Annotated in this window: 18 protein-coding genes; 7 read left to right on the forward strand and 11 right to left on the reverse strand. The window is 71.1% G+C overall.

Annotated elements, in window-relative coordinates:
• Positions 1–99 precede the first annotated feature (99 nt).
• On the forward strand, positions 100–804 hold the full coding sequence (locus tag AC0KTA_RS22135; RefSeq protein WP_481049962.1) for a helix-turn-helix transcriptional regulator: 705 nt from the start codon (positions 100–102) through the stop codon (positions 802–804).
• A 175-nt stretch (positions 805–979) separates the two neighbouring features.
• On the opposite strand, the gene galK is transcribed toward AC0KTA_RS22135, so the two are convergent.
• From galK to galT, 3 genes are read right to left on the reverse strand one after another with little or no spacing between them, the layout of a single operon-like run.
• Positions 980–2,161 (reverse strand): galactokinase, encoded by a 1,182-nt coding sequence (gene galK, locus AC0KTA_RS22140; RefSeq protein ID WP_481049963.1) that lies wholly within the window; start codon positions 2,159–2,161, stop codon positions 980–982.
• Between the two features lie 8 nt (positions 2,162–2,169).
• Complete coding sequence (galE, locus tag AC0KTA_RS22145; RefSeq protein WP_481049964.1) at positions 2,170–3,129, reverse strand: UDP-glucose 4-epimerase GalE; 960 nt, start codon at positions 3,127–3,129, stop codon at positions 2,170–2,172.
• Positions 3,129–4,202 (reverse strand): galactose-1-phosphate uridylyltransferase, encoded by a 1,074-nt coding sequence (galT, locus tag AC0KTA_RS22150; RefSeq protein WP_481049965.1) that lies wholly within the window; start codon positions 4,200–4,202, stop codon positions 3,129–3,131. The genes galE and galT overlap by 1 nt, the downstream gene beginning before the upstream one ends.
• Before the next feature lie 251 nt (positions 4,203–4,453).
• Here galT and AC0KTA_RS22155 point away from each other — a divergent pair, with 251 nt between their 5' ends.
• Both AC0KTA_RS22155 and AC0KTA_RS22160 read left to right on the forward strand, forming a co-directional pair.
• Positions 4,454–6,163, forward strand: coding sequence for a sodium:solute symporter family protein (locus tag AC0KTA_RS22155; RefSeq protein WP_481049966.1), 1,710 nt, complete (start codon positions 4,454–4,456; stop codon positions 6,161–6,163).
• A gap of 42 nt (positions 6,164–6,205) precedes the next feature.
• Positions 6,206–6,487, forward strand: coding sequence for a hypothetical protein (locus AC0KTA_RS22160; protein WP_481049967.1), 282 nt, complete (start codon positions 6,206–6,208; stop codon positions 6,485–6,487).
• A 36-nt stretch (positions 6,488–6,523) separates the two neighbouring features.
• On the opposite strand, the gene AC0KTA_RS22165 is transcribed toward AC0KTA_RS22160, so the two are convergent.
• Positions 6,524–6,979: a GNAT family N-acetyltransferase gene (locus AC0KTA_RS22165; RefSeq protein ID WP_481049968.1), complete on the reverse strand. Its 456-nt coding sequence runs from the start codon at positions 6,977–6,979 to the stop codon at positions 6,524–6,526.
• Positions 6,980–7,208: 229 nt separating this feature from the next.
• Between AC0KTA_RS22165 and AC0KTA_RS22170 the strand changes: the two genes are divergently transcribed.
• Positions 7,209–7,985: a LuxR C-terminal-related transcriptional regulator gene (locus tag AC0KTA_RS22170; RefSeq protein ID WP_481049969.1), complete on the forward strand. Its 777-nt coding sequence runs from the start codon at positions 7,209–7,211 to the stop codon at positions 7,983–7,985.
• Here the strand turns inward: AC0KTA_RS22170 and tamR are convergent.
• The gene (gene tamR, locus AC0KTA_RS22175; protein WP_481049970.1) at positions 7,944–8,441 is read right to left on the reverse strand and encodes a MarR family transcriptional regulator TamR; all 498 of its coding nucleotides are present in this window, start codon (positions 8,439–8,441) and stop codon (positions 7,944–7,946) included. The genes AC0KTA_RS22170 and tamR overlap by 42 nt on opposite strands.
• A gap of 110 nt (positions 8,442–8,551) precedes the next feature.
• On the opposite strand from tamR, the gene AC0KTA_RS22180 reads away from it, so the two are divergent.
• Together AC0KTA_RS22180 and AC0KTA_RS22185 are read left to right on the forward strand one after the other, a co-directional pair.
• Complete coding sequence (locus AC0KTA_RS22180) at positions 8,552–9,394, forward strand: trans-aconitate 2-methyltransferase (RefSeq protein ID WP_481049971.1); 843 nt, start codon at positions 8,552–8,554, stop codon at positions 9,392–9,394.
• Positions 9,391–9,762: a VOC family protein gene (locus tag AC0KTA_RS22185; RefSeq protein WP_481049972.1), complete on the forward strand. Its 372-nt coding sequence runs from the start codon at positions 9,391–9,393 to the stop codon at positions 9,760–9,762. Before AC0KTA_RS22180 ends, AC0KTA_RS22185 begins: the two co-directional genes overlap by 4 nt.
• Before the next feature lie 38 nt (positions 9,763–9,800).
• Here the strand turns inward: AC0KTA_RS22185 and AC0KTA_RS22190 are convergent, their stop codons facing one another.
• The gene (locus AC0KTA_RS22190) at positions 9,801–10,520 is read right to left on the reverse strand and encodes a TetR/AcrR family transcriptional regulator (RefSeq protein WP_481049973.1); all 720 of its coding nucleotides are present in this window, start codon (positions 10,518–10,520) and stop codon (positions 9,801–9,803) included.
• Positions 10,517–11,548 (reverse strand): acyl-CoA desaturase, encoded by a 1,032-nt coding sequence (locus AC0KTA_RS22195; protein WP_481049974.1) that lies wholly within the window; start codon positions 11,546–11,548, stop codon positions 10,517–10,519. The genes AC0KTA_RS22190 and AC0KTA_RS22195 overlap by 4 nt, the downstream gene beginning before the upstream one ends.
• 341 nt (positions 11,549–11,889) lie before the next feature.
• Here AC0KTA_RS22195 and ppc point away from each other — a divergent pair, with 341 nt between their 5' ends.
• Positions 11,890–14,658: a phosphoenolpyruvate carboxylase gene (ppc, locus tag AC0KTA_RS22200; RefSeq protein WP_481049975.1), complete on the forward strand. Its 2,769-nt coding sequence runs from the start codon at positions 11,890–11,892 to the stop codon at positions 14,656–14,658.
• Between the two features lie 72 nt (positions 14,659–14,730).
• On the opposite strand, the gene AC0KTA_RS22205 is transcribed toward ppc, so the two are convergent.
• From AC0KTA_RS22205 to AC0KTA_RS22220, 4 genes are all read right to left on the reverse strand, one after another.
• Positions 14,731–15,186, reverse strand: coding sequence for a hypothetical protein (locus AC0KTA_RS22205; RefSeq protein ID WP_481049976.1), 456 nt, complete (start codon positions 15,184–15,186; stop codon positions 14,731–14,733).
• Positions 15,187–15,290: 104 nt separating this feature from the next.
• The gene (gene pth, locus AC0KTA_RS22210) at positions 15,291–15,887 is read right to left on the reverse strand and encodes an aminoacyl-tRNA hydrolase (RefSeq protein WP_481049977.1); all 597 of its coding nucleotides are present in this window, start codon (positions 15,885–15,887) and stop codon (positions 15,291–15,293) included.
• Positions 15,888–16,008: 121 nt separating this feature from the next.
• On the reverse strand, positions 16,009–16,599 hold the full coding sequence (locus AC0KTA_RS22215) for a 50S ribosomal protein L25/general stress protein Ctc (RefSeq protein WP_481049978.1): 591 nt from the start codon (positions 16,597–16,599) through the stop codon (positions 16,009–16,011).
• Between the two features lie 210 nt (positions 16,600–16,809).
• Positions 16,810–17,796 (reverse strand): ribose-phosphate diphosphokinase, encoded by a 987-nt coding sequence (locus AC0KTA_RS22220; RefSeq protein WP_481049979.1) that lies wholly within the window; start codon positions 17,794–17,796, stop codon positions 16,810–16,812.
• Between the last annotated feature and the right edge of the window lie 56 nt (positions 17,797–17,852).

Genomic DNA, 17,852 nt, shown 5'->3' on the forward strand with positions numbered 1-17,852 from the left:
GAGGGCCGGGGCCCCCGATTCCGTGGGGGGATCATTGGGGAGTTCCGTGGGGGAATTCCGTGGGGGACTTTGGGGGGTTGCGCTGTGGGTGTGCGGCTCATGGTGGTCGACGACCACCGCTTGCTCGCCGAGGCACTCGCCTCGGCGCTGAAACTGCGCGGGCACCGGGTGCTCGCCGCGGCCGCGCCCGCCGCCGGTGCGGCGGAGCTGGTCATCAGCAGGGCGCCGGAGGTCTGCCTCCTCGGCACGGCCACGCCGGCGGAGCCGGGCATGTTCGACCCGGTGGTGCGGATCAAGCGGGAGCGGCCACAGGTGGCCGTGGTGGTGCTGGGGCCCGTCCCGTCGCCTCGTGGGATCGCGGCCGCGTTCGCCTCCGGCGCCTCCGGATATGTACGTCATGACGAGCGCATCGAAGGAGTCGAGCGCGCCATCATGAAGGCGCGCGCCGGTGAGGCCGCCGTCGCGCCCCAATTGCTTCAAGGCGCCTTCAGCGAGCTCCTCAACCCCGCCGCGCAGCCCGACGACGAGGGGCAGCGCCTCCTCCAGATGCTCACGCCGCGTGAGGTCGAGGTGCTGGTCCGGGTCGCCGACGGCGAGGACACCCGGCTGATCGCCGCCGGCATGGGCATCGCGCCCAGCACCGCGCGCACCCACGTCCAGCGCGTCCTCATGAAACTCGGTGTCGGCTCCCGCCTGGAGGCCGCCGCCCTCGCCGCCCGCACCGGCCTCCTCGACCGCGCGGAACGCCCGGCCCGGGGGCCGGACCACCACGTCAACAACTCGGACCCATCACCGGACGCGTAGCCCTCGTGGGACGCCCCAGGCCCGCCCCTTCCCGAAACTGGGGCTCCGCCCCAGACCCCGCTCCTCAAACGCCGGAGGGGCTAGAACTTACCGGCACGTTGTCAGCCCGTCCGGCGTTTGAGGACGAGGCCGTTCAGGCCGATACGGGGGTCCGGGGGCGGAGCCCCCGGCAGGGCTACAACCTCCGCGCCCCCGCCGAAGCCACCGCCGGAAACACCCGGGGAGCCGCGAACCCGGCGCCCGCGAAGGCCTCGTGGACGGTCTTTGTGAGGGCGTCCGCGTCCGCCGCCTCGGCGAGGACGATCGCGGAGCCTCCGAAACCGCCCCCGGTCATCCGGGCCCCGAGGGCCCCCGCGGCGCACGTGGCCTCCACCACGAGGTCCAACTCCGCGCAGGAGATGCGCAGATCGTCCCGCAGGGAGATGTGCCCCTCGGTGAGGACGGGCCCGATGCCGCGCACGTCCCCGGCGTCGAGGAGGGAGATGACCCGCTCGACGCGGTGGTCGTCGGACACGACGTGGCGGACGTAGCGGCGTACGCGGTCGTCGTCGGCGTCGGGCAACCGGTCCAGGGCGGAGGGCAGTTCGGCGAAGGGGACGTCGCGGAGGTGGGAGACGCCGAGGGCCCGCGCCCCGGCCTCGCACCCGGCCCGCCGCTCCGCGTACGCCCCGTCCCCCAGCGCGTGCTTGACCCGCGTGTCGACGACGAGCAGCACAAGCCCTTCCCCGGCGAGATCGAAGGGCACCTGCCGCACCGACAGATCACGGCAGTCGAGGTGCAGCACGTGCCCGGCCTCGCAGGCGGCGGACGCCATCTGGTCCATGACGCCGCACGGCACGCCCACGAAGGCGTTCTCGGCGCGCTGGGCGAGCAGCGCCAACTCGCGCCGGGTGAGCCCGAGTTCGTACAGCTCATCAAGAGCAATCGCGGTGACGACCTCCAGGGCCGCCGAAGACGAGAGGCCCGCCCCCGTCGGGACCGTCGACGCGAGGTGCACGTCCGCGCCGCCGACCGCGTGCCCCGCGTCCCGCAGCGCCCACGCCACGCCCGCCGGATACGCGGCCCAGCCCCCGTCGGACAGCGGCGTCAGGCCGTCCACGGGGAGCTCGACGACGGGGCCCTCCACGTCGGCGGAGTGCACGCGCAGGATGCCGTCGTCGCGCCGGGCGACGGCCGCGACCGCGGTGTGCGGCAGGGCGAGCGGCATCACGAAGCCTTCGTTGAAGTCCGTGTACTCGCCGATGAGGTTGACGCGGCCCGGCGCCGCCCAGACCCCGGCGGGCGCGTACCCGTACAGCGCGGTGAACGCGTCGGACACCTCGGCGGCGGACACGGTGAACTCCTCGGCGGCGGACATGAGTCGGGTTACCCCCTTTGCCGGGCGAACGCCCAGGCGTCGGCGACGATGCCCGCGAGATCCGCGCGGGACGGGTTCCAGCCGAGCCGCTCGCGGGCGGTGGCGGCGGAGGCCACGAGGACCGCCGGGTCGCCGCCGCGGCGCGCGGCCACGACCTCCGGGACGGGGTGACCGGTCACCTGGCGGACGGTCTCGATGACCTCGCGCACGGAGAAGCCGTTGCCGTTGCCCAGGTTGCAGATCAGGTGCTCGCCGGGGGCGGCGGCGTCGAGGGCGAGCAGGTGGGCCTCGGCGAGGTCGGCGACGTGGATGTAGTCGCGGACACAGGTGCCGTCGGGCGTCGGGTAGTCGTCGCCGAAGACGGAGATCGCCTCGCGCCTGCCCTGCGCGACCTGGAGGACGAGCGGGATCAGGTGCGACTCGGGGTCGTGCCGCTCCCCGCAACTGCCGTACGCGCCCGCCACGTTGAAGTAGCGAAGGGACACCGCACCCAGTCCGTGCGCGGCCGCCTCGCCGCCGATCATGTGGTCGACGGCGAGCTTGGACGCGCCGTAGGGGGAGGTGGGGGCCGTGGGGTCGGTCTCCGTGATGGGGGTGTTCACCGGTTCGCCGTACGTCGCCGCGGTGGAGGAGAACACCAGCTTGCGCACGCCCGCGTCGCGCATCGCGGCGAGCAGCGCCATCGTGCCGCCGACGTTGTTGTCCCAGTACTTCTCGGGCTTCACGACGGACTCGCCGACCTGCGAGAAGGCCGCGAAGTGCAGCACCGCGTCGTAGGAGGCGTCCAGCCATTTGGCGGCGTCGCGGATGTCGCCCTCGATGAACGCGGCGCCCGCGGGCACGCCCTCGCGGAAGCCCGTGGAGAGGTTGTCGAGGACCGTCACCTCGTGCCCGGCCTCGATCAGGTGCTGGGCGACGACGCTGCCGACATAGCCGGCGCCACCCGTGACCAGGTACTTCCCACTCATCAACTCGCTACCTCTCGCAGTCGCTGGGCCGCGGCCTCCGGCGGCACATCGTTGATGAACACACTCATGCCGGATTCGGAACCCGCGAGGAACTTCAGCTTGCCCGAAGTGCGGCGAATGGTGAAAAGCTCGAGGTGGAGCGCGAAGTCGTCGCGGTTGACACCCTCGTACTCGTCCAGCGCCGTGAACGGGGCCTGGTGCCAGGCCGCGATGTACGGCGTCGGCGGCTCACCGCCGCTCTCGCGTTCACTGTCGCCGAAGATCCGGTCGAAGCGCTGCAACAGTTCCAGGTAGACCTTGGGGAATTCTGTGCGGGCCGCTTCGTCCAGGCCCAGCAGGTCGGGGACCCGGCGCTTGGGGTAGAGGTGCACCTCGTAGGGCCAGTGCGCGGCGTACGGCACGAAGGCCACCCAGTGCTCGGCGTCCAGGACGACGCGCTCACCGGCGCGCTCCTCGGCGAGGACGTCGTCGAAGAGGTTGCGGCCGGTGGCGGCGCGGTGGCCGGCCAGGGAGTGCAGCATCAGGGCCGTGCGCGGGGTGACGAAGGGGTAGGCGTAGATCTGCCCGTGCGGGTGGCCGAGGGTCACGCCGATCTCCGCGCCGCGGTTCTCGAAGCAGAAGACCTGCGCCACGGACGGCAGGTGCGACAGCTCGGCGGTGCGGTCGGTCCAGGCCTCCAGGACGAGCCCGGCCTGCGCGTCGGTGAGGTCGGCGAAGGACGCCGTGTGGTCGGAGGTGAAGCAGACGACCTCGCACCGGCCCGCGTCGCCCGCCAGCGAGGGGAAGCGGTTCTCGAAGACCACGACGTCGTACGAGGAGTCGGGGATCTCGGTGCGGCGGCCGCCGGCGGAGGGGCACAGGGGGCACTCGTCGGCCGGGGGGTGGTAGGTGCGGCCCTGGCGGTGGGAGGCGATCGCCACGCTGTCGCCGAGGAGGGGGTCCCGGCGGACCTCGGAGGTGGTGGCGACGGGGTCGAGGGGTCTGCTGTCGGCCGCCGTGCGCACGGTGTCGTCGCGCACGTCGTAGTAGATGAGCTCACGACCGTCGGCGAGACGAGTCGAGGTCTTCTTCACGGATGGGGCTCCTCACACTGCCCGCCAACAGAACCGCACATAACAAACCACAAGCCAACAGCCTCGTCAATGCTCCGCACGTCGGCCGGGATACCGAACCACCATCCGGTCCCCGGGCCCACCTGGGCGGACCGCGGGATACCCATGGACTCGATCACAATCAAACAAAGAACATCAACAGAACTGTTCACTTACTGAAGCGTGAGGCGTAGGTTCCGGTCTGATCAGTTCGCGCGACGAAGCGAGTTCTCATGCAGTCCCCTCCTTCCCCGTCCTCGCAGACGCACATCACCCTCGCCGAGGGGCTCCGGCTGCCCACCAACGGGCTCGACTACGCGATCCTGGCGATCTACTTCGTGGTCGTCCTCGGCATCGGATTCGCCGCCCGGCGCTCCGTGAAGACCAGCCTCGACTTCTTCCTGTCCGGGCGTTCGCTGCCCGCCTGGGTCACCGGCCTCGCCTTCGTCGCCGCGAACCTCGGCGCCACCGAGATCCTCGGCATGGCGGCGACCGGCGCGCAGTACGGCGTCGCGGTCGTCCACTGGTACTGGATCGGCGCCATCCCGGCCATGGTCTTCCTCGGCCTGGTGATGATGCCCTTCTACTACCGCAGCAAGGTCCGCTCGGTCCCCGAGTTCCTGCTCCAGCGCTTCGACAAATCCGCCCACCTGCTCAGCTCGGCGCTGTTCGCCTTCGCCGCGGTGCTGATCGCGGGCGTGAACCTCTACGCCCTCGCGATCGTCGTGGAGGCGCTGCTCGGCTGGCCGCAGTGGGTGGCGATCGTCGTCGCCGGGTTCTTCGTGCTCGCGTACATCACCATCGGCGGCCTGTCATCGGCGATCTACAACGAGGTCCTGCAGTTCTTCGTGATCCTCGCCGCGCTCATACCGATCTGCGTCATCGGCATGAAGAAGGTCGGCGGCTGGGACGGGCTCAGCGGCTCGATCGAGAAGCAGCACGGCGACAACTTCATGACCGCCTGGGGCGGCACCGGCATCGGCGACCCCAACCCGCTCGGCGCCAACTGGCTCACCATCATCCTGGGCCTCGGCTTCGTGCTCTCCTTCGGCTACTGGACGACGAACTTCGCCGAGGTGCAGCGCGCCCTGTCCGCGAAGAACCTCTCCGCCGCGAAGCGCACGCCCCTCATCGCCGCCTTCCCCAAGATGCTCATCGTGTTCCTGGTGATGATCCCGGGCCTGGTCGCCGCCGTCCTGGTCCCGAAGATCGGCACCGCGGGATCGGACCTGACGTACAACGACGCCATCCCCTACCTGATGCAGGAACTGCTGCCCAACGGCGTCCTCGGCATCGCGGTGACCGGCCTGCTCGCGGCCTTCATGGCGGGCATGGCGGCGAACGTGTCGTCCTTCAACACCGTGTTCACGTACGACATCTGGGCCAAGTACGTCGTCAAGGACCGTGAGGACGGCTACTACTTGAAGTTCGGGCGGCTCATCACCGCGATCGGTGTGCTCGCCTCGATCGGCACGGCCTTCATCGCCTCGTCGTTCGAGAACATCATGAGCTACCTCCAGACGCTCTTCTCCTTCTTCAACGTCCCCATGTTCGTCGTCTTCATCATCGGCATGTTCTGGAAGCGGGCGTCGATGAAGTCCGGCATGTGGGGGCTGATCGCGGGCACCACCGCCGCGATGGTCAACTACTTCTGGATCTACAAGCAGGGCGTCATCGACATCCCCAGCGACCAGGGCGCCAACTTCGTCTCCGCGATCGTCGGCTTCGTCGCCGGTGCGGTGGTCATGGTGGCGGTCACCCTCTTCACCGCGCCCAAGCCGGCGGCCGAGCTGGCCGGTCTGGTGTACGGGACGGTGTCTCCCGGCACGGAGGAGGACGACGGGGCCGAGGCGGGCGACGACGCCTGGTACCGCCGGCCGGCGTTGCTCGGCTGGGGCGCGATCGTGCTGGCCGCCGCCTGCTACGTCCCGTACTCGTTCTGAGCCCTTATCGATCCGGCCCCCCTACGCGAAGCCTGAGGAATCATGTCCGACCTGCAGAAGGAAGTCTCCGAGCTGGAGCGGAAGTCCGCGACGGCCGCGCGGCTCTTCGACATCCGGCGCATCATCGGCGGCCTGTTCGTCGTCTACGGCGTCATCGTCACCATCGCCGGCCTCACCGCGTCCGACGCGGACCTGAAGAAGGCCGAGGACATCAACATCAACCTGTGGACCGGCCTGGGCATGCTGGCCCTGGGCTTGTTCTTCCTGGCGTGGCTGTGGCTGCGGCCGGCGGTGGCGCCGGAGCCTGAGCCCGAGGAGGAGTGAGGAGTAGGGCAGGGGAGCCCCCGGCAAGGCCCCGCCTCAGCGCAAGCGCTTTGTCAGCGTGAACTCCTTGACCCCCTCCGGGTAGTCGGGGATCACGCAGACGACGTCGTAGCCCTGCTGGCGGTAGAAGCCGGGGGCCTGGAAGTCCCAGGTCTCCAGGCGGGAGTTGCGGCAGCCACGCTCGACGCGGGCGACCCGCTCGCCCTCGGCGAGCAACCGTCCCCCGAGCCCCGCCCCCCGGCACTCCTCGGCGACCCACAGCCAACTCACGTGCAGCCACCGCGCCCAGGTGTACCCGCCGAGCCCGCCGACCAGTTCACCCCCGGCCCCCAACGCCCATACGCCGAGCGGCTCTTCCTGCTCCTCGGGCGTGCCGCGCAGCGCCCGCAGCACCGGTGAGGCGGCCGTGTTGGCGTCCACCAGCCGCTCCCGAAGCAGACGAAGCCGTTCTTTGTCGACTCCTGTCTCAATACGAAACATACGGCTCACCATAAACGCGCCGGTCAATCAGTTCTGCAAATCCACTTCCGCTCGCAGCCCCCGTCCGTACTCTGAAGGACAGCGCCGGTGGGGGCCGGCGCCGTTCAGGGGGCGAGACAGTCGGGTACGACGCCCGGCGTGGGGGTGGCAGTCACGGCACGGCGGCGGCCGTGCGGGCTGCGGTGGCCCCCAGCCGGGCGCCGTACCTGCCTCGGTCGCACTCCGACCTGTGGGGGTTTCTGTGGTTCGAATCCGAGTCCTGGTCGTCGACGACCACCGCATCTTCGCCGAGTCGCTCGCAGCGGCGCTCGCGGCCGAGCCCGACGTGGACGTGTCCGCCGCGGGCAGCGGCCCCGCGGCCCTGCGCTGCCTCGACCGCGCGGCAGCGGAAGGCCGCAGATACGACGTGCTGCTGGTCGACGCCGACCTGGGCGGTTCCGCGTCGGCCCTGCAGGGCGCCCGTCCCGCCGTGCCGGTGCACGACGGGCAGGCGGACGGGCTCGTGGACGGCATCTCCCTGGTCGCGGGCGTGCGTTCGGGCCAGCCCACGGTGCGCACGGTCGTGCTCGCGGAGAAGGACGACCCGCGCCGCGCGGCCCTCGCGCTGCAGGCAGGCGCGTCCGGCTGGGTGGCGAAGGACTGCTCGCTGTCGCGGCTGCTCACGGTCATCCGGGGCGTGCTTCGCGACGAGACGCATCTGCCGCCCGCCCTGCTCACCGGTGTTCTGCGCGAGCTGACCGCGGCACGCAAGCATCGTACGGAGAGTGAGCGGCTCGTGGAGTCCCTCACGCCGCGCGAGCGGGAAGTGCTGCGGTGCATGGTGGCCGGGCTCGGGCGCAAGGCGGTCGCCGAGCGGCTGTTCCTGTCCCCGCACACCGTCCGCACCCATATGCAGAACGTCCTCGGCAAACTCGGCGTGCACTCCACGCTCGCCGCCGTCGCGCTCGCCCGCAGAGCCGGCGTCGGCCCCGTCGACCTAGCCGGGGATGTTGTCGAACGGGGCGGTCAACTGGCGTAGCAGCGCCGCCAGTTCACTGCGCTGCGCGCGCGACAGCTCGCCGAGGATCGCCCGCTCCTGGTCAAGCAGTCCGGCGAGCGCCTGGTCGGCGCGGTCTCGGCCCTCGTCGGTGAGGCGGACCAGCACGCCCCGCCGGTCGCTGGGATCCGGCAACCGCTCGACCAGGCCCTTCTTCGCCAGGCGGTCGATGCGGTTGGTCATCGTGCCGGACGTGACCAGGGTCTGGGTGAGGAGCTGGCCCGGCGAGAGCTGATACGGCGCGCCCGCGCGCCGCAGCGACGTCAGCACGTCGAACTCCCAGGGCTCCAGCTCGTGCTCGGAGAACGCCAGCCGACGCGCGCGGTCGAGATGCCGCGCCAGCCTGCTCACGCGGCTCAGCACCTCGAGCGGTTCCACGTCGAGGTCAGGGCGCTCCCGACGCCATGCAGCGACCAGCCGGTCGACCTCGTCCTCCATGACGATCAGTGTAGGGGGTCTGTCGACATGAAGTCTCTTGACGTCGAGATACTTCGGGTTGAAGATGAACGGGACCCCTTCGGTACGCATCGGTACGCAGAGGAGCATCCATGCCGCCCACCGCGTCGCCCACCTGGGACCCGGACCAGTATCTGCGCCACTCCGGCCACCGCGCCCGCCCCTTCCGGGACCTGCTCGCCCAGGTGCCCGCGCTGCCCGCCGCCCCCGACGGCGGCCCGCCCCGCATCGCCGACCTGGGCTGCGGCCCCGGCAACGTCACCGTGCTGCTCGCCGAGCGCTGGCCCGGCGCGCACATCACCGGCTTCGACAACTCCCCGGAGATGCTGCGCGAGGCCGCGGCCGTCGCGGGGCCCACCGGGGGCGGCGGCCGCCTGGAGTTCGCGCACGCGGACGCCGGTACGTGGGCGCCCGCCCCGGAGACGTACGACCTGATCGTCTCCAACGCCACGCTCCAGTGGGTGCCCGGGCACGCCGACCGCATCCCCGGCTGGGTGGCGGCCCTGCGCCCCGGCGGGGTGCTCGCCGTCCAGATGCCCGCGAACTTCGGTGCGCCCAGCCACACCCTGATGCGGGAGCTGTGCGCGAGCGAGCGCTGGCGAGACCGGCTCGGCACGGTCCTTCGGCACGCCGACGCCGTGCTGCCGCCCACCGCCTACCTGGAACAGCTCACCGGCCTCGGCTGCGCGGCCGACGTCTGGGAGACCACGTACCAGCATCTGCTCACCGGCGCCGACCCGGTCCTCGACTGGGTCAAGGGAACCGGCCTGCGCCCCGTCCTCACGGCCCTCGCCGACGACCCCGCGGCGCGGGAGGAGTTCCTGGACGAGTACCGCGAGCTGCTGCGCGCGGCCTACCCGCCGGGGAAGCACGGCACGGTGTTCCCCTTCCGGCGACTGTTCGCGGTGGCCCGCAAGGGTGGTGGCGTCGCATGACGCTCGCGGCCGTCGACCATGTGCAGCTCGCCGCCCCGCCCGGCAGCGAGGACGCGCTGCGGGCGTACTACGTGGGCGTGCTCGGGATGACCGAGGTGCCGAAACCACCTGCGCTCGCGGCGCGCGGAGGCTGCTGGTTCGAGGCCGGTGACGTACGCCTCCATCTGGGCGTCGAGGCCGGCTTCCGAGCGGCCCGCAAGGCCCATCCCGGGCTGCGGGTCACCGGCATCGAGGCCTACGCGGCCCGGCTGGCGGCCCGGGGCGCCGAGGTCGTCTGGGACGCCGATCTCCCGGGCCACCGCCGCTTCTACTCCGAGGATCCGGTGGGCAACCGCCTGGAGTTCCTGGAGCCCGTGGGCGACACCTGACGATGTGCCGTAGCGGCGGGCGCGCCCGCCCGGCGCCGTCAGGACTTGCGGTGCCCTATCAGGCGCGGCTTCGGTTCCAGGCCGTCCAGGCCGTGCCAGGCCAGGTTGACCAGGTGGGCCGCCACCTCCGCCTTCTTCGGCTTGCGGACGTCCAGCCACCACTGGCCGGTCAGCGCGACGCTGCCCACCAGGGCCTGGGCGTAGAGGGGGGCCAGCTTCGGGTCGAAGCCGCGGGTCTTGAACTCCTGGCCGAGGATGTCCTCGACCTGGGTGGCGATGTCGGAGATGAGGGACGCGAAGGAGCCCGTGGACTGGGGGATGGGGGAGTCGCGGACCAGGATGCGGAAGCCGTCCGTGTACTCCTCGATGTAGTCGAGGAGGGCGAAGGCGGCCTGTTCGCAGAGCTCGCGGGGGTGGCCTGCAGTGAGGGAGCCGGTCACCATGCCGAGGAGCTGGCGCATCTCGCGGTCCACCACCACCGCGTACAGACCCTCCTTGCCGCCGAAGTGCTCGTACACCACCGGCTTGGAGACGCCGGCCTTCGCCGCGATCTCCTCGACCGAGGTGCCTTCGAAGCCCTTGGCGGCAAACAGGGTGCGGCCGATGTCCAGCAGCTGCTCGCGGCGCTCGGCGCCCGTCATCCGGGTCCGGCGGGCCCGCCGGGGCTTGTCGGTGTTCGAACTCGCGGGGCCCTGGGAGGCCCGCGCGGAGCGCGTCGTGCTCGGTGTGCTGGAGTCGGTCGCCACGGGTTCCATCATGCCGCGTCTGCGGCCTGGCGCTTGCCCGGGGCGCCCATCGATTCGTCGGCATCCGCCTCGTCGGCCGGCTTGCGGCGGGCGTCGATGCGGGTCTTCGAGGGCCACCGCACGTCATACGCCCAGCCGAGCTGTTCGAACCAGCGGATGATCCGCGCGGACGAGTCGAGCTGGCCGCGCATCACGCCGTGCCGCGCCGACGTCGGGTCGGCGTGGTGCAGGTTGTGCCAGGACTCGCCGCAGGACAGGACCGCCAGCCACCACACGTTCCCGGAGCGGTCGCGGGACTTGAAGGGGCGCTTGCCCACCGCGTGGCAGATCGAGTTGATGGACCACGTCACATGGTGCAGCAGCGCCACCCGGACGAGTGAGCCCCAGAAGAAGGCCGTGAACGCGCCCCACCACGACATCGTGACCAGGCCGCCCACCAGCGGCGGCAGCGCGAGGGACACCACCGTCCACAGGATGAACTGACGCGAGACGCGACGGATCGCCGGGTCCTTGATCAGGTCGGGGGCGTACTTGTCCTGCGGCGTCTGCTCCTCGTCGAACATCCAGCCGATGTGCGCCCACCACAGGCCCTTCATCAGGGCCGGGACCGTCTCGCCGAAGCGCCACGGCGAGTGCGGGTCGCCCTCGGCGTCGGAGAACTTGTGGTGCTTGCGGTGGTCGGCGACCCACCGCACCAGCGGGCCCTCCACGGCCAGCGACCCGGCGATCGCGAGGGCGATGCGCAGCGGCCGCTTCGCCTTGAAGGAGCCGTGCGTGAAGTAGCGGTGGAAGCCGATGGTGATGCCGTGGCAGCCCAGGTAGTACATGAAGACAAGGAGTCCGAGGTCCAGCCAGCTCACGCCCCAGCCCCAGGCCAGCGGCACCGCCGCCACCAGGGCAAGGAACGGGACGGTGATGAACAGCAGCAGCGTGATCTGCTCCAGCGAGCGCTTCTGCTCGCCGCCCAGGGTCGCGGACGGGACCGGGGTGTCCGCGGGCGACCCTTTGGGTTCGTCGATGACGTCGGGGCTTGTGGTCATAGAGGCTTCCCCTGAGGGCTCGAGGGTGACTGCGTGGGATTCGGAGGTGTCGGCGCGTGCCGGGCGGGAAGGCGCCGGACGGGCGAGTGCCCATGGAGGGGCCCGTGCATGCGCGTGGCTACGGGACCGTAGGTTACGGCCTCGTAAGTATCGCAGGGCGCTGTGTCGCGGCAAGAGGCCGCGAGTCGGCACGGACGCATCGACACCTATCCTTGGATCGGTCGGACAGCGCGGTCCGCTCTGTATCTCCCCCGGTACCACCGCCGGGACCCCTCCCAGACGTGCCCACCCGTCTTCCGCCCTCCCCGAAACGGCGGAATTCACTGCAAGGAGCCGCACCTGTGAGCAGTGCCGACGACCAGACCGCCAGCCCGGCCCCCGCGAGCACCAGGCCCGCGTCGGCCGGCACGAACAGCGAGCTGCGCGCCGACATCCGTCGCCTCGGCGACCTCCTCGGCGAGACCCTCGTACGCCAGGAGGGCCCCGAGCTCCTCGACCTGGTGGAGAAGGTGCGCCGCCTGACCCGCGAGGACGGCGAGGCCGCCGCCCGCCTCCTCGGCGGCACTGAACTGGAGACGGCCGCCAAGCTCGTGCGCGCCTTCTCCACGTACTTCCACCTCGCGAACGTCACCGAGCAGGTGCACCGCGGCCATGAGCTGCGCGCCAAGCGCGCCGCCGAGGGCGGCCTGCTCGCCCGGACGGCGGACCGGCTCAAGGACGCCGACCCCGAGCACCTGCGCCAGACCGTGCAGCACCTGAACGTGCGCCCCGTCTTCACGGCGCACCCCACGGAGGCCGCCCGCCGCTCCGTGCTCAACAAGCTGCGCCGCGTCGCCGAGCTCCTGGAGACCCCGGTCATCGAGGCCGACCGGCGCCGCCACGACACCCGACTGGCCGAGAACATCGACCTCGTCTGGCAGACGGACGAGCTCCGGGTGGTCCGCCCCGAGCCCGCCGACGAGGCCCGCAACGCCATCTACTACCTGGACGAGCTGCACGCCGGCGCCGTCGGCGACGTCCTGGAGGACCTCATCGCGGAGCTGGAGCGCGTCGGCGTCGAGCTGCCGCGGGAGGTCCGCCCGCTGACCTTCGGCACCTGGATCGGCGGCGACCGCGACGGCAACCCGAACGTGACGCCCGACGTCACCTGGGAAGTCCTGATCCTCCAGCACGAGCACGGCATCAACGACGCCCTGGAGATGATCGACGAGCTCCGCGGCTTCCTGTCCAACTCCATCCGCTACACCGGCGCCACCGAGGAGCTCCTCACCTCGCTCCAGTGCGACCTGGAGCGGCTGCCCGAGATCAGCCCCCGCTATAAGCGCCTCAACGCCGAGGAGCCCTACCGCCTCAAGGCCACCTGCATCCGGCAGAAGCTGGAGAACACCAAGCAGCGCCTGGCCAGGGGCACCGCGCACGAGCCGGGCCGCGACTATCTGGGCACGACCGAGCTGATCCACGACCTCACGCTCATCCAGACCTCGCTGCGCGCGCACAAGGGCGGCCTGTTCGCCGACGGCCGCATGAACCGCACGATCCGTACGCTCTCCGCGTTCGGCCTGCAGCTCGCCACCATGGACGTGCGCGAGCACGCCGACGCCCACCACCACGCGCTCGGCCAGCTCTTCGACCGGCTCGGCGAGGAGTCCTGGCGGTACGCGGACATGCCGCGCGAGTACCGGCAGAAGCTGCTCGCCAAGGAGCTGCGCTCGCGCCGCCCGCTGGCGCCCTCGCCCGCCCCGCTCGACGCGGCCGGCGAGAAGACGCTCGGCGTGTTCGGGACGGTGAAGAAGGCCCTCGACGTGTTCGGGCCCGAGGTCATCGAGTCGTACATCATCTCGATGTGCCAGGGCGCGGACGACGTGTTCGCCGCGGCCGTGCTCGCGCGCGAGGCCGGCCTGGTCGACCTGCACGCGGGCTGGGCGAAGATCGGCATCGTGCCGCTCCTGGAGACCACGGACGAGCTGCGCGCCGCCGACGTCATCCTGGACGAGATGCTGGCCGACCCGTCCTACCGGCGCCTGGTCGCGCTGCGCGGCGACGTCCAGGAGGTCATGCTCGGCTACTCCGACTCCTCCAAGTTCGGCGGCATCACCACCTCGCAGTGGGAGATCCACCGGGCGCAGCGCCGGCTGCGCGACGTCGCGCACCGGTACGGCGTACGCCTGCGGCTCTTCCACGGCCGCGGCGGCACCGTCGGCCGGGGCGGCGGCCCGTCCCACGACGCGATCCTCGCCCAGCCCTGGGGAACCCTGGAGGGCGAGATCAAGGTGACCGAGCAGGGCGAGGTCATCTCCGACAAGTACCTGGTGCCGTCCCTGGCCCGGGAGAACCTGGAACTGACGGTCGCCGCGACCCTCCAGGCCTCCGCCCTGCACACGGCGCCCCGCCAGTCCGACGAGGCGCTGTCCCGCTGGGACGCCGCGATGGACGTCGTCTCGGACGCCGCGCACTCCGCGTACCGCAGCCTTGTCGAGGACCCGGACCTGCCGACCTACTTCCTCGCCTCCACGCCGGTCGACCAGCTCGCCGAGCTGCACCTGGGCTCCCGGCCCTCCCGTCGCCCCGGCTCGGGCGTCTCGCTCGACGGCCTGCGCGCCATCCCATGGGTGTTCGGCTGGACGCAGTCGCGGCAGATCGTGCCCGGCTGGTTCGGCGTCGGCTCCGGCCTGAAGGCGCTGCGCGAGTCCGGTCTCGACACCGTCCTCGACGAGATGTACGAGCACTGGCACTTCTTCCGGAACTTCCTCTCCAACGTGGAGATGACGCTGGCCAAGACCGACCTGCGCATCGCCCGGCACTACGTGGACACGCTGGTGCCGGACGACCTGAAGCACGTCTTCGCCACCATCGAGGCCGAGCACGCGCTGACGGTCACCGAGGTCCTTCGCATCACCGGCGGCGAGCGGCTGCTCGACTCCAACCCGGTGCTCCAGCAGACCTTCTCGATCCGCGACGCCTACCTGGACCCGATCTCCTACCTCCAGGTCGCGCTGCTCAAGCGGCAGCGGGACGCGGCGGCCGCGGGCGAGGAGTCCGACCCGCTGCTCGCGCGGGCGCTGCTGCTCACGGTCAACGGTGTCGCGGCGGGGCTGCGCAACACCGGCTGACCGCCGCCCGGTTCACGCCCGAGGGCCCCGCACCTTTCGCAGGTGCGGGGCCCTCGGGCATGCATACGTACGTCAGAGCGTCAACGCCGCGAAGGACGCCGTCAGTTGGGCCCCGCCCGCGAGCGCGAGTCCGCCCGCGAAGCGGTTCAGGCGCAGGCCCCCGGCCACCACCACCGCGGCGAGCAGCAGCGCGCCGCCCAGCGGCAGCCACGCGTGCAGGAAGCCCGGGCCGCCGCTGCGGACCGCCTCGTGTGAGCCGGGCTTGACCACGACCGGGATGCGCTCGCCCTTGCGGGCCGCGACCGAGCGGTCGATGACGACGCGGTCGCGCGGCTTGCCGCCGGACGCGGGCGCGTACGGGCCGGTGCACTCCTCGCCGCCGCAGCGCGCGACGGACAGCATGCCCCGCTCCCGCCCGTCGTCGGGCACCATCACATACCGCGCCGTCCCCCACGACGCCCAGACGCCGGCGGTCAGGATCAGGGCCGCGACGAGTCCCGCCGCGGCCCGCAGTAGGTAGGCAGGCATGGCGGCGATCCTTGGGCAGGCCACCACGCTCCGTCAACAGCCGACGGGTCGAACGTCCCCGTACGCCAGAGTTGTCGTCCCGTACGCCACAAGCGTCCCGTACGTCAGGAGTTGTACGCGCTCTGCGCCCGCTCCAGGCCCTCGGTCACGAGGCACTCCACGGAGTCCGCGGCGCGGTCCACGAAGTAGTCGAGCTCCTTGCGCTCGGCGCCGGAGAAGTCCTTCAGGACGAAGTCGGCGACCTGCATGCGGCCCGGCGGGCGGCCGATGCCGAAGCGGATCCGGTGGTAGTCGGGGCCCATCGCCTTGGTCATCGACTTCAGGCCGTTGTGGCCGTTGTCGCCGCCGCCCAGCTTCAGGCGCAGCACGCCGTAGTCGATGTCCAGCTCGTCGTGGACGGCGACGATGTTCGCCGTCGGCACCTTGTAGAAGTCGCGCAGCGCGGTGACCGGGCCGCCCGACAGGTTCATGTACGACAGGGGCTTGGCGAGGACGACGCGGCGGCTGCCGGGGCCCATCGGGCCGACGCGGCCCTCGAGGACCTGGGCCTGCGTTTTGGCGGCCCGCTTGAAGCTGCCGCCGATCCGGTCGGCGAGCAGGTCGGCGACCATGAAGCCCACGTTGTGCCGGTTCATGGCGTAGCCGGGGCCGGGGTTGCCGAGACCCACGATCAGCCAGGGGGCGCTGGGGTCCGTCGTCATCTGCGTGTCTCCTTCATGGCGCGCATGGCTCCTTTTTCATGGCGCGCACGGCTCATTCATAGCCCAACCGCCGCCCGGCGCCTGGGCGCTGAGCGGCGGTCGGTGCTGCGAGCTGTGGGGATCAGGCCTCGGCGGCCTCTTCGCCCTCGCCCTCGGCGGCGGCTTCCTCGGCCTGCGCGGCCAGGACCTGCAGGACGACGGTGTCGTCCTCGACGGCCAGCTTGGTGCCGGCCGGCAGCGGGACGTCCTTGGCGAGGACGGAGTCGCCGGCGGTCAGGCCCTCGATGGAGACCGTGACGGACTCGGGGATGTGGGTGGCCTCGGCCTCGACCGGAAGCGCGTTGAGGACGTGCTCCAGGAGGTTGGCGCCCGGGGCGAGCTCGCCCTCGGTGTGGACGTAGATGTCCACGTTGACCTTCTCGCCGCGCTTCACGAGGAGCAGGTCGACGTGGGTCAGGATGCCCTGGCGCAGGACGTCGCGCTGCACGGCCTTCGGGATGGCGAGCTGGGTCGTGCCGTCGATGTCCAGGGAGATGAGGACGTTCGGCGTGCGCAGGGCCATGAGCAGGTCGTGGCCGGGAAGGGCGATGTGGACCGGGTCGGTGCCGTGGCCGTACAGGACGCCGGGGACCTTGTCCTCGCGGCGGATGCGGCGGGCGGCGCCCTTGCCGAACTCGGTGCGGGTCTCGGCGGTGAGCTTGACCTCAGACATGGTGCACTCCTCGTAGATAGGTGAACAGGTGCGTCACCCGGCCACGACTGGCCTGCTACGAAGAGCGCGTCGATAACGGACCGCCGCACACTGCGTTCGTACAAACGCGAGTGCGGCCTCCCTCGCCGAGCAACTTCGACAGTCTACTCGGAGCGGAGGCCGCACCCAAAAGGATCTTGCAGGTGCCCGGGAAGGGCCCGGGCGCCGCGGCTACGCGGGGCCGCCCTGCTCCTCGAACAGGCTGGTCACGGAGCCGTCCTCGAAGATCTCCCGGACCGCGTTGGCGATCGTCGGGGCGATCGAGAGGACCGTGATCTTGTCGAGCTCCAGCTCGTTCGGCGTGGGCAGCGTGTTGGTGAAGACGAACTCGCTGACCTTGGAGTTCTTCAGGCGGTCGGCGGCCGGGCCGGAGAGCACGCCGTGCGTGGCCGTCACGATGACGTCCTCGGCGCCGTGCGCGAAGAGCGCGTCGGCGGCGGCGCAGATGGTGCCACCGGTGTCGATCATGTCGTCGACGAGGACGCAGACGCGGCCCTCGACGTTGCCGACGACCTCGTGCACCGTGACCTGGTTGGCGACGTCCTTGTCGCGGCGCTTGTGCACGATCGCCAGCGGGGCGCCCAGGCGGTCGCACCAGCGGTCGGCGACGCGCACGCGGCCCGCGTCCGGCGAGACGACCGTGAGCTTGTCCTTGTCGACCTTCGTGCCCACGTAGTCCGCGAGGATCGGCAGCGCGAAGAGGTGGTCGACCGGGCCGTCGAAGAAGCCGACGATCTGGTCGGTGTGCAGGTCGACCGAGACGATGCGGTCGGCGCCCGCGGCCCCCAGGAGGTCCGCGATCAGGCGGGCCGAGATGGGCTCGCGGCCGCGGTGCTTCTTGTCCTGGCGGGCGTAGCCGTAGAAGGGCACGATCACGGTGATGCTCCGCGCGGAGGCCCGCTTCAGAGCGTCGATCATGATCAGCTGCTCCATGATCCACTTATTGATGGGAGCCGTGTGGCTCTGGATCAGGAAGCAGTCGGCGCCGCGCGCGGACTCCTGATAGCGCACATAGATCTCGCCGTTGGCGAAGTCGAAGGCCTTCGTCGGTACGACACCGATGCCCAGCTGATGTGCGACCTCCTCGGCCAGCTCGGGGTGGGCGCGGCCGGAGAAGAACATCATCTTCTTCTCGCCGGTCGTCTTGATCCCGCTCACAGCACAGTCTCCTCAGACGTGTTCCCTGGCCGCGAGGTCGCGCGAACCAGCCGGAA

It is taken from the genome of Streptomyces sp. Y309 (genome assembly GCF_056712025.1).

Excerpts from the sequence above, each read along its gene's own strand:
- AC0KTA_RS22155 (WP_481049966.1), top strand. The coding sequence starts at position 4,454 with ATGCAGTCCCCTCCTTCCCCGTCCTCGCAGACGCACATCACCCTCGCC.
- tamR (WP_481049970.1), bottom strand. The coding sequence starts at position 8,441 with ATGGAGGACGAGGTCGACCGGCTGGTCGCTGCATGGCGTCGGGAGCGC.
- AC0KTA_RS22190 (WP_481049973.1), bottom strand. The coding sequence starts at position 10,520 with ATGATGGAACCCGTGGCGACCGACTCCAGCACACCGAGCACGACGCGC.
- AC0KTA_RS22135 (WP_481049962.1), top strand. The coding sequence starts at position 100 with ATGGTGGTCGACGACCACCGCTTGCTCGCCGAGGCACTCGCCTCGGCG.
- AC0KTA_RS22215 (WP_481049978.1), bottom strand. The coding sequence starts at position 16,599 with ATGTCTGAGGTCAAGCTCACCGCCGAGACCCGCACCGAGTTCGGCAAG.
- AC0KTA_RS22195 (WP_481049974.1), bottom strand. The coding sequence starts at position 11,548 with ATGACCACAAGCCCCGACGTCATCGACGAACCCAAAGGGTCGCCCGCG.
- pth (WP_481049977.1), bottom strand. The coding sequence starts at position 15,887 with ATGACGACGGACCCCAGCGCCCCCTGGCTGATCGTGGGTCTCGGCAAC.
- AC0KTA_RS22185 (WP_481049972.1), top strand. The coding sequence starts at position 9,391 with ATGACGCTCGCGGCCGTCGACCATGTGCAGCTCGCCGCCCCGCCCGGC.
- AC0KTA_RS22180 (WP_481049971.1), top strand. The coding sequence starts at position 8,552 with ATGCCGCCCACCGCGTCGCCCACCTGGGACCCGGACCAGTATCTGCGC.
- galE (WP_481049964.1), bottom strand. The coding sequence starts at position 3,129 with ATGAGTGGGAAGTACCTGGTCACGGGTGGCGCCGGCTATGTCGGCAGC.
- AC0KTA_RS22205 (WP_481049976.1), bottom strand. The coding sequence starts at position 15,186 with ATGCCTGCCTACCTACTGCGGGCCGCGGCGGGACTCGTCGCGGCCCTG.
- AC0KTA_RS22160 (WP_481049967.1), top strand. The coding sequence starts at position 6,206 with ATGTCCGACCTGCAGAAGGAAGTCTCCGAGCTGGAGCGGAAGTCCGCG.
- galK (WP_481049963.1), bottom strand. The coding sequence starts at position 2,161 with ATGTCCGCCGCCGAGGAGTTCACCGTGTCCGCCGCCGAGGTGTCCGAC.
- AC0KTA_RS22165 (WP_481049968.1), bottom strand. The coding sequence starts at position 6,979 with ATGGTGAGCCGTATGTTTCGTATTGAGACAGGAGTCGACAAAGAACGG.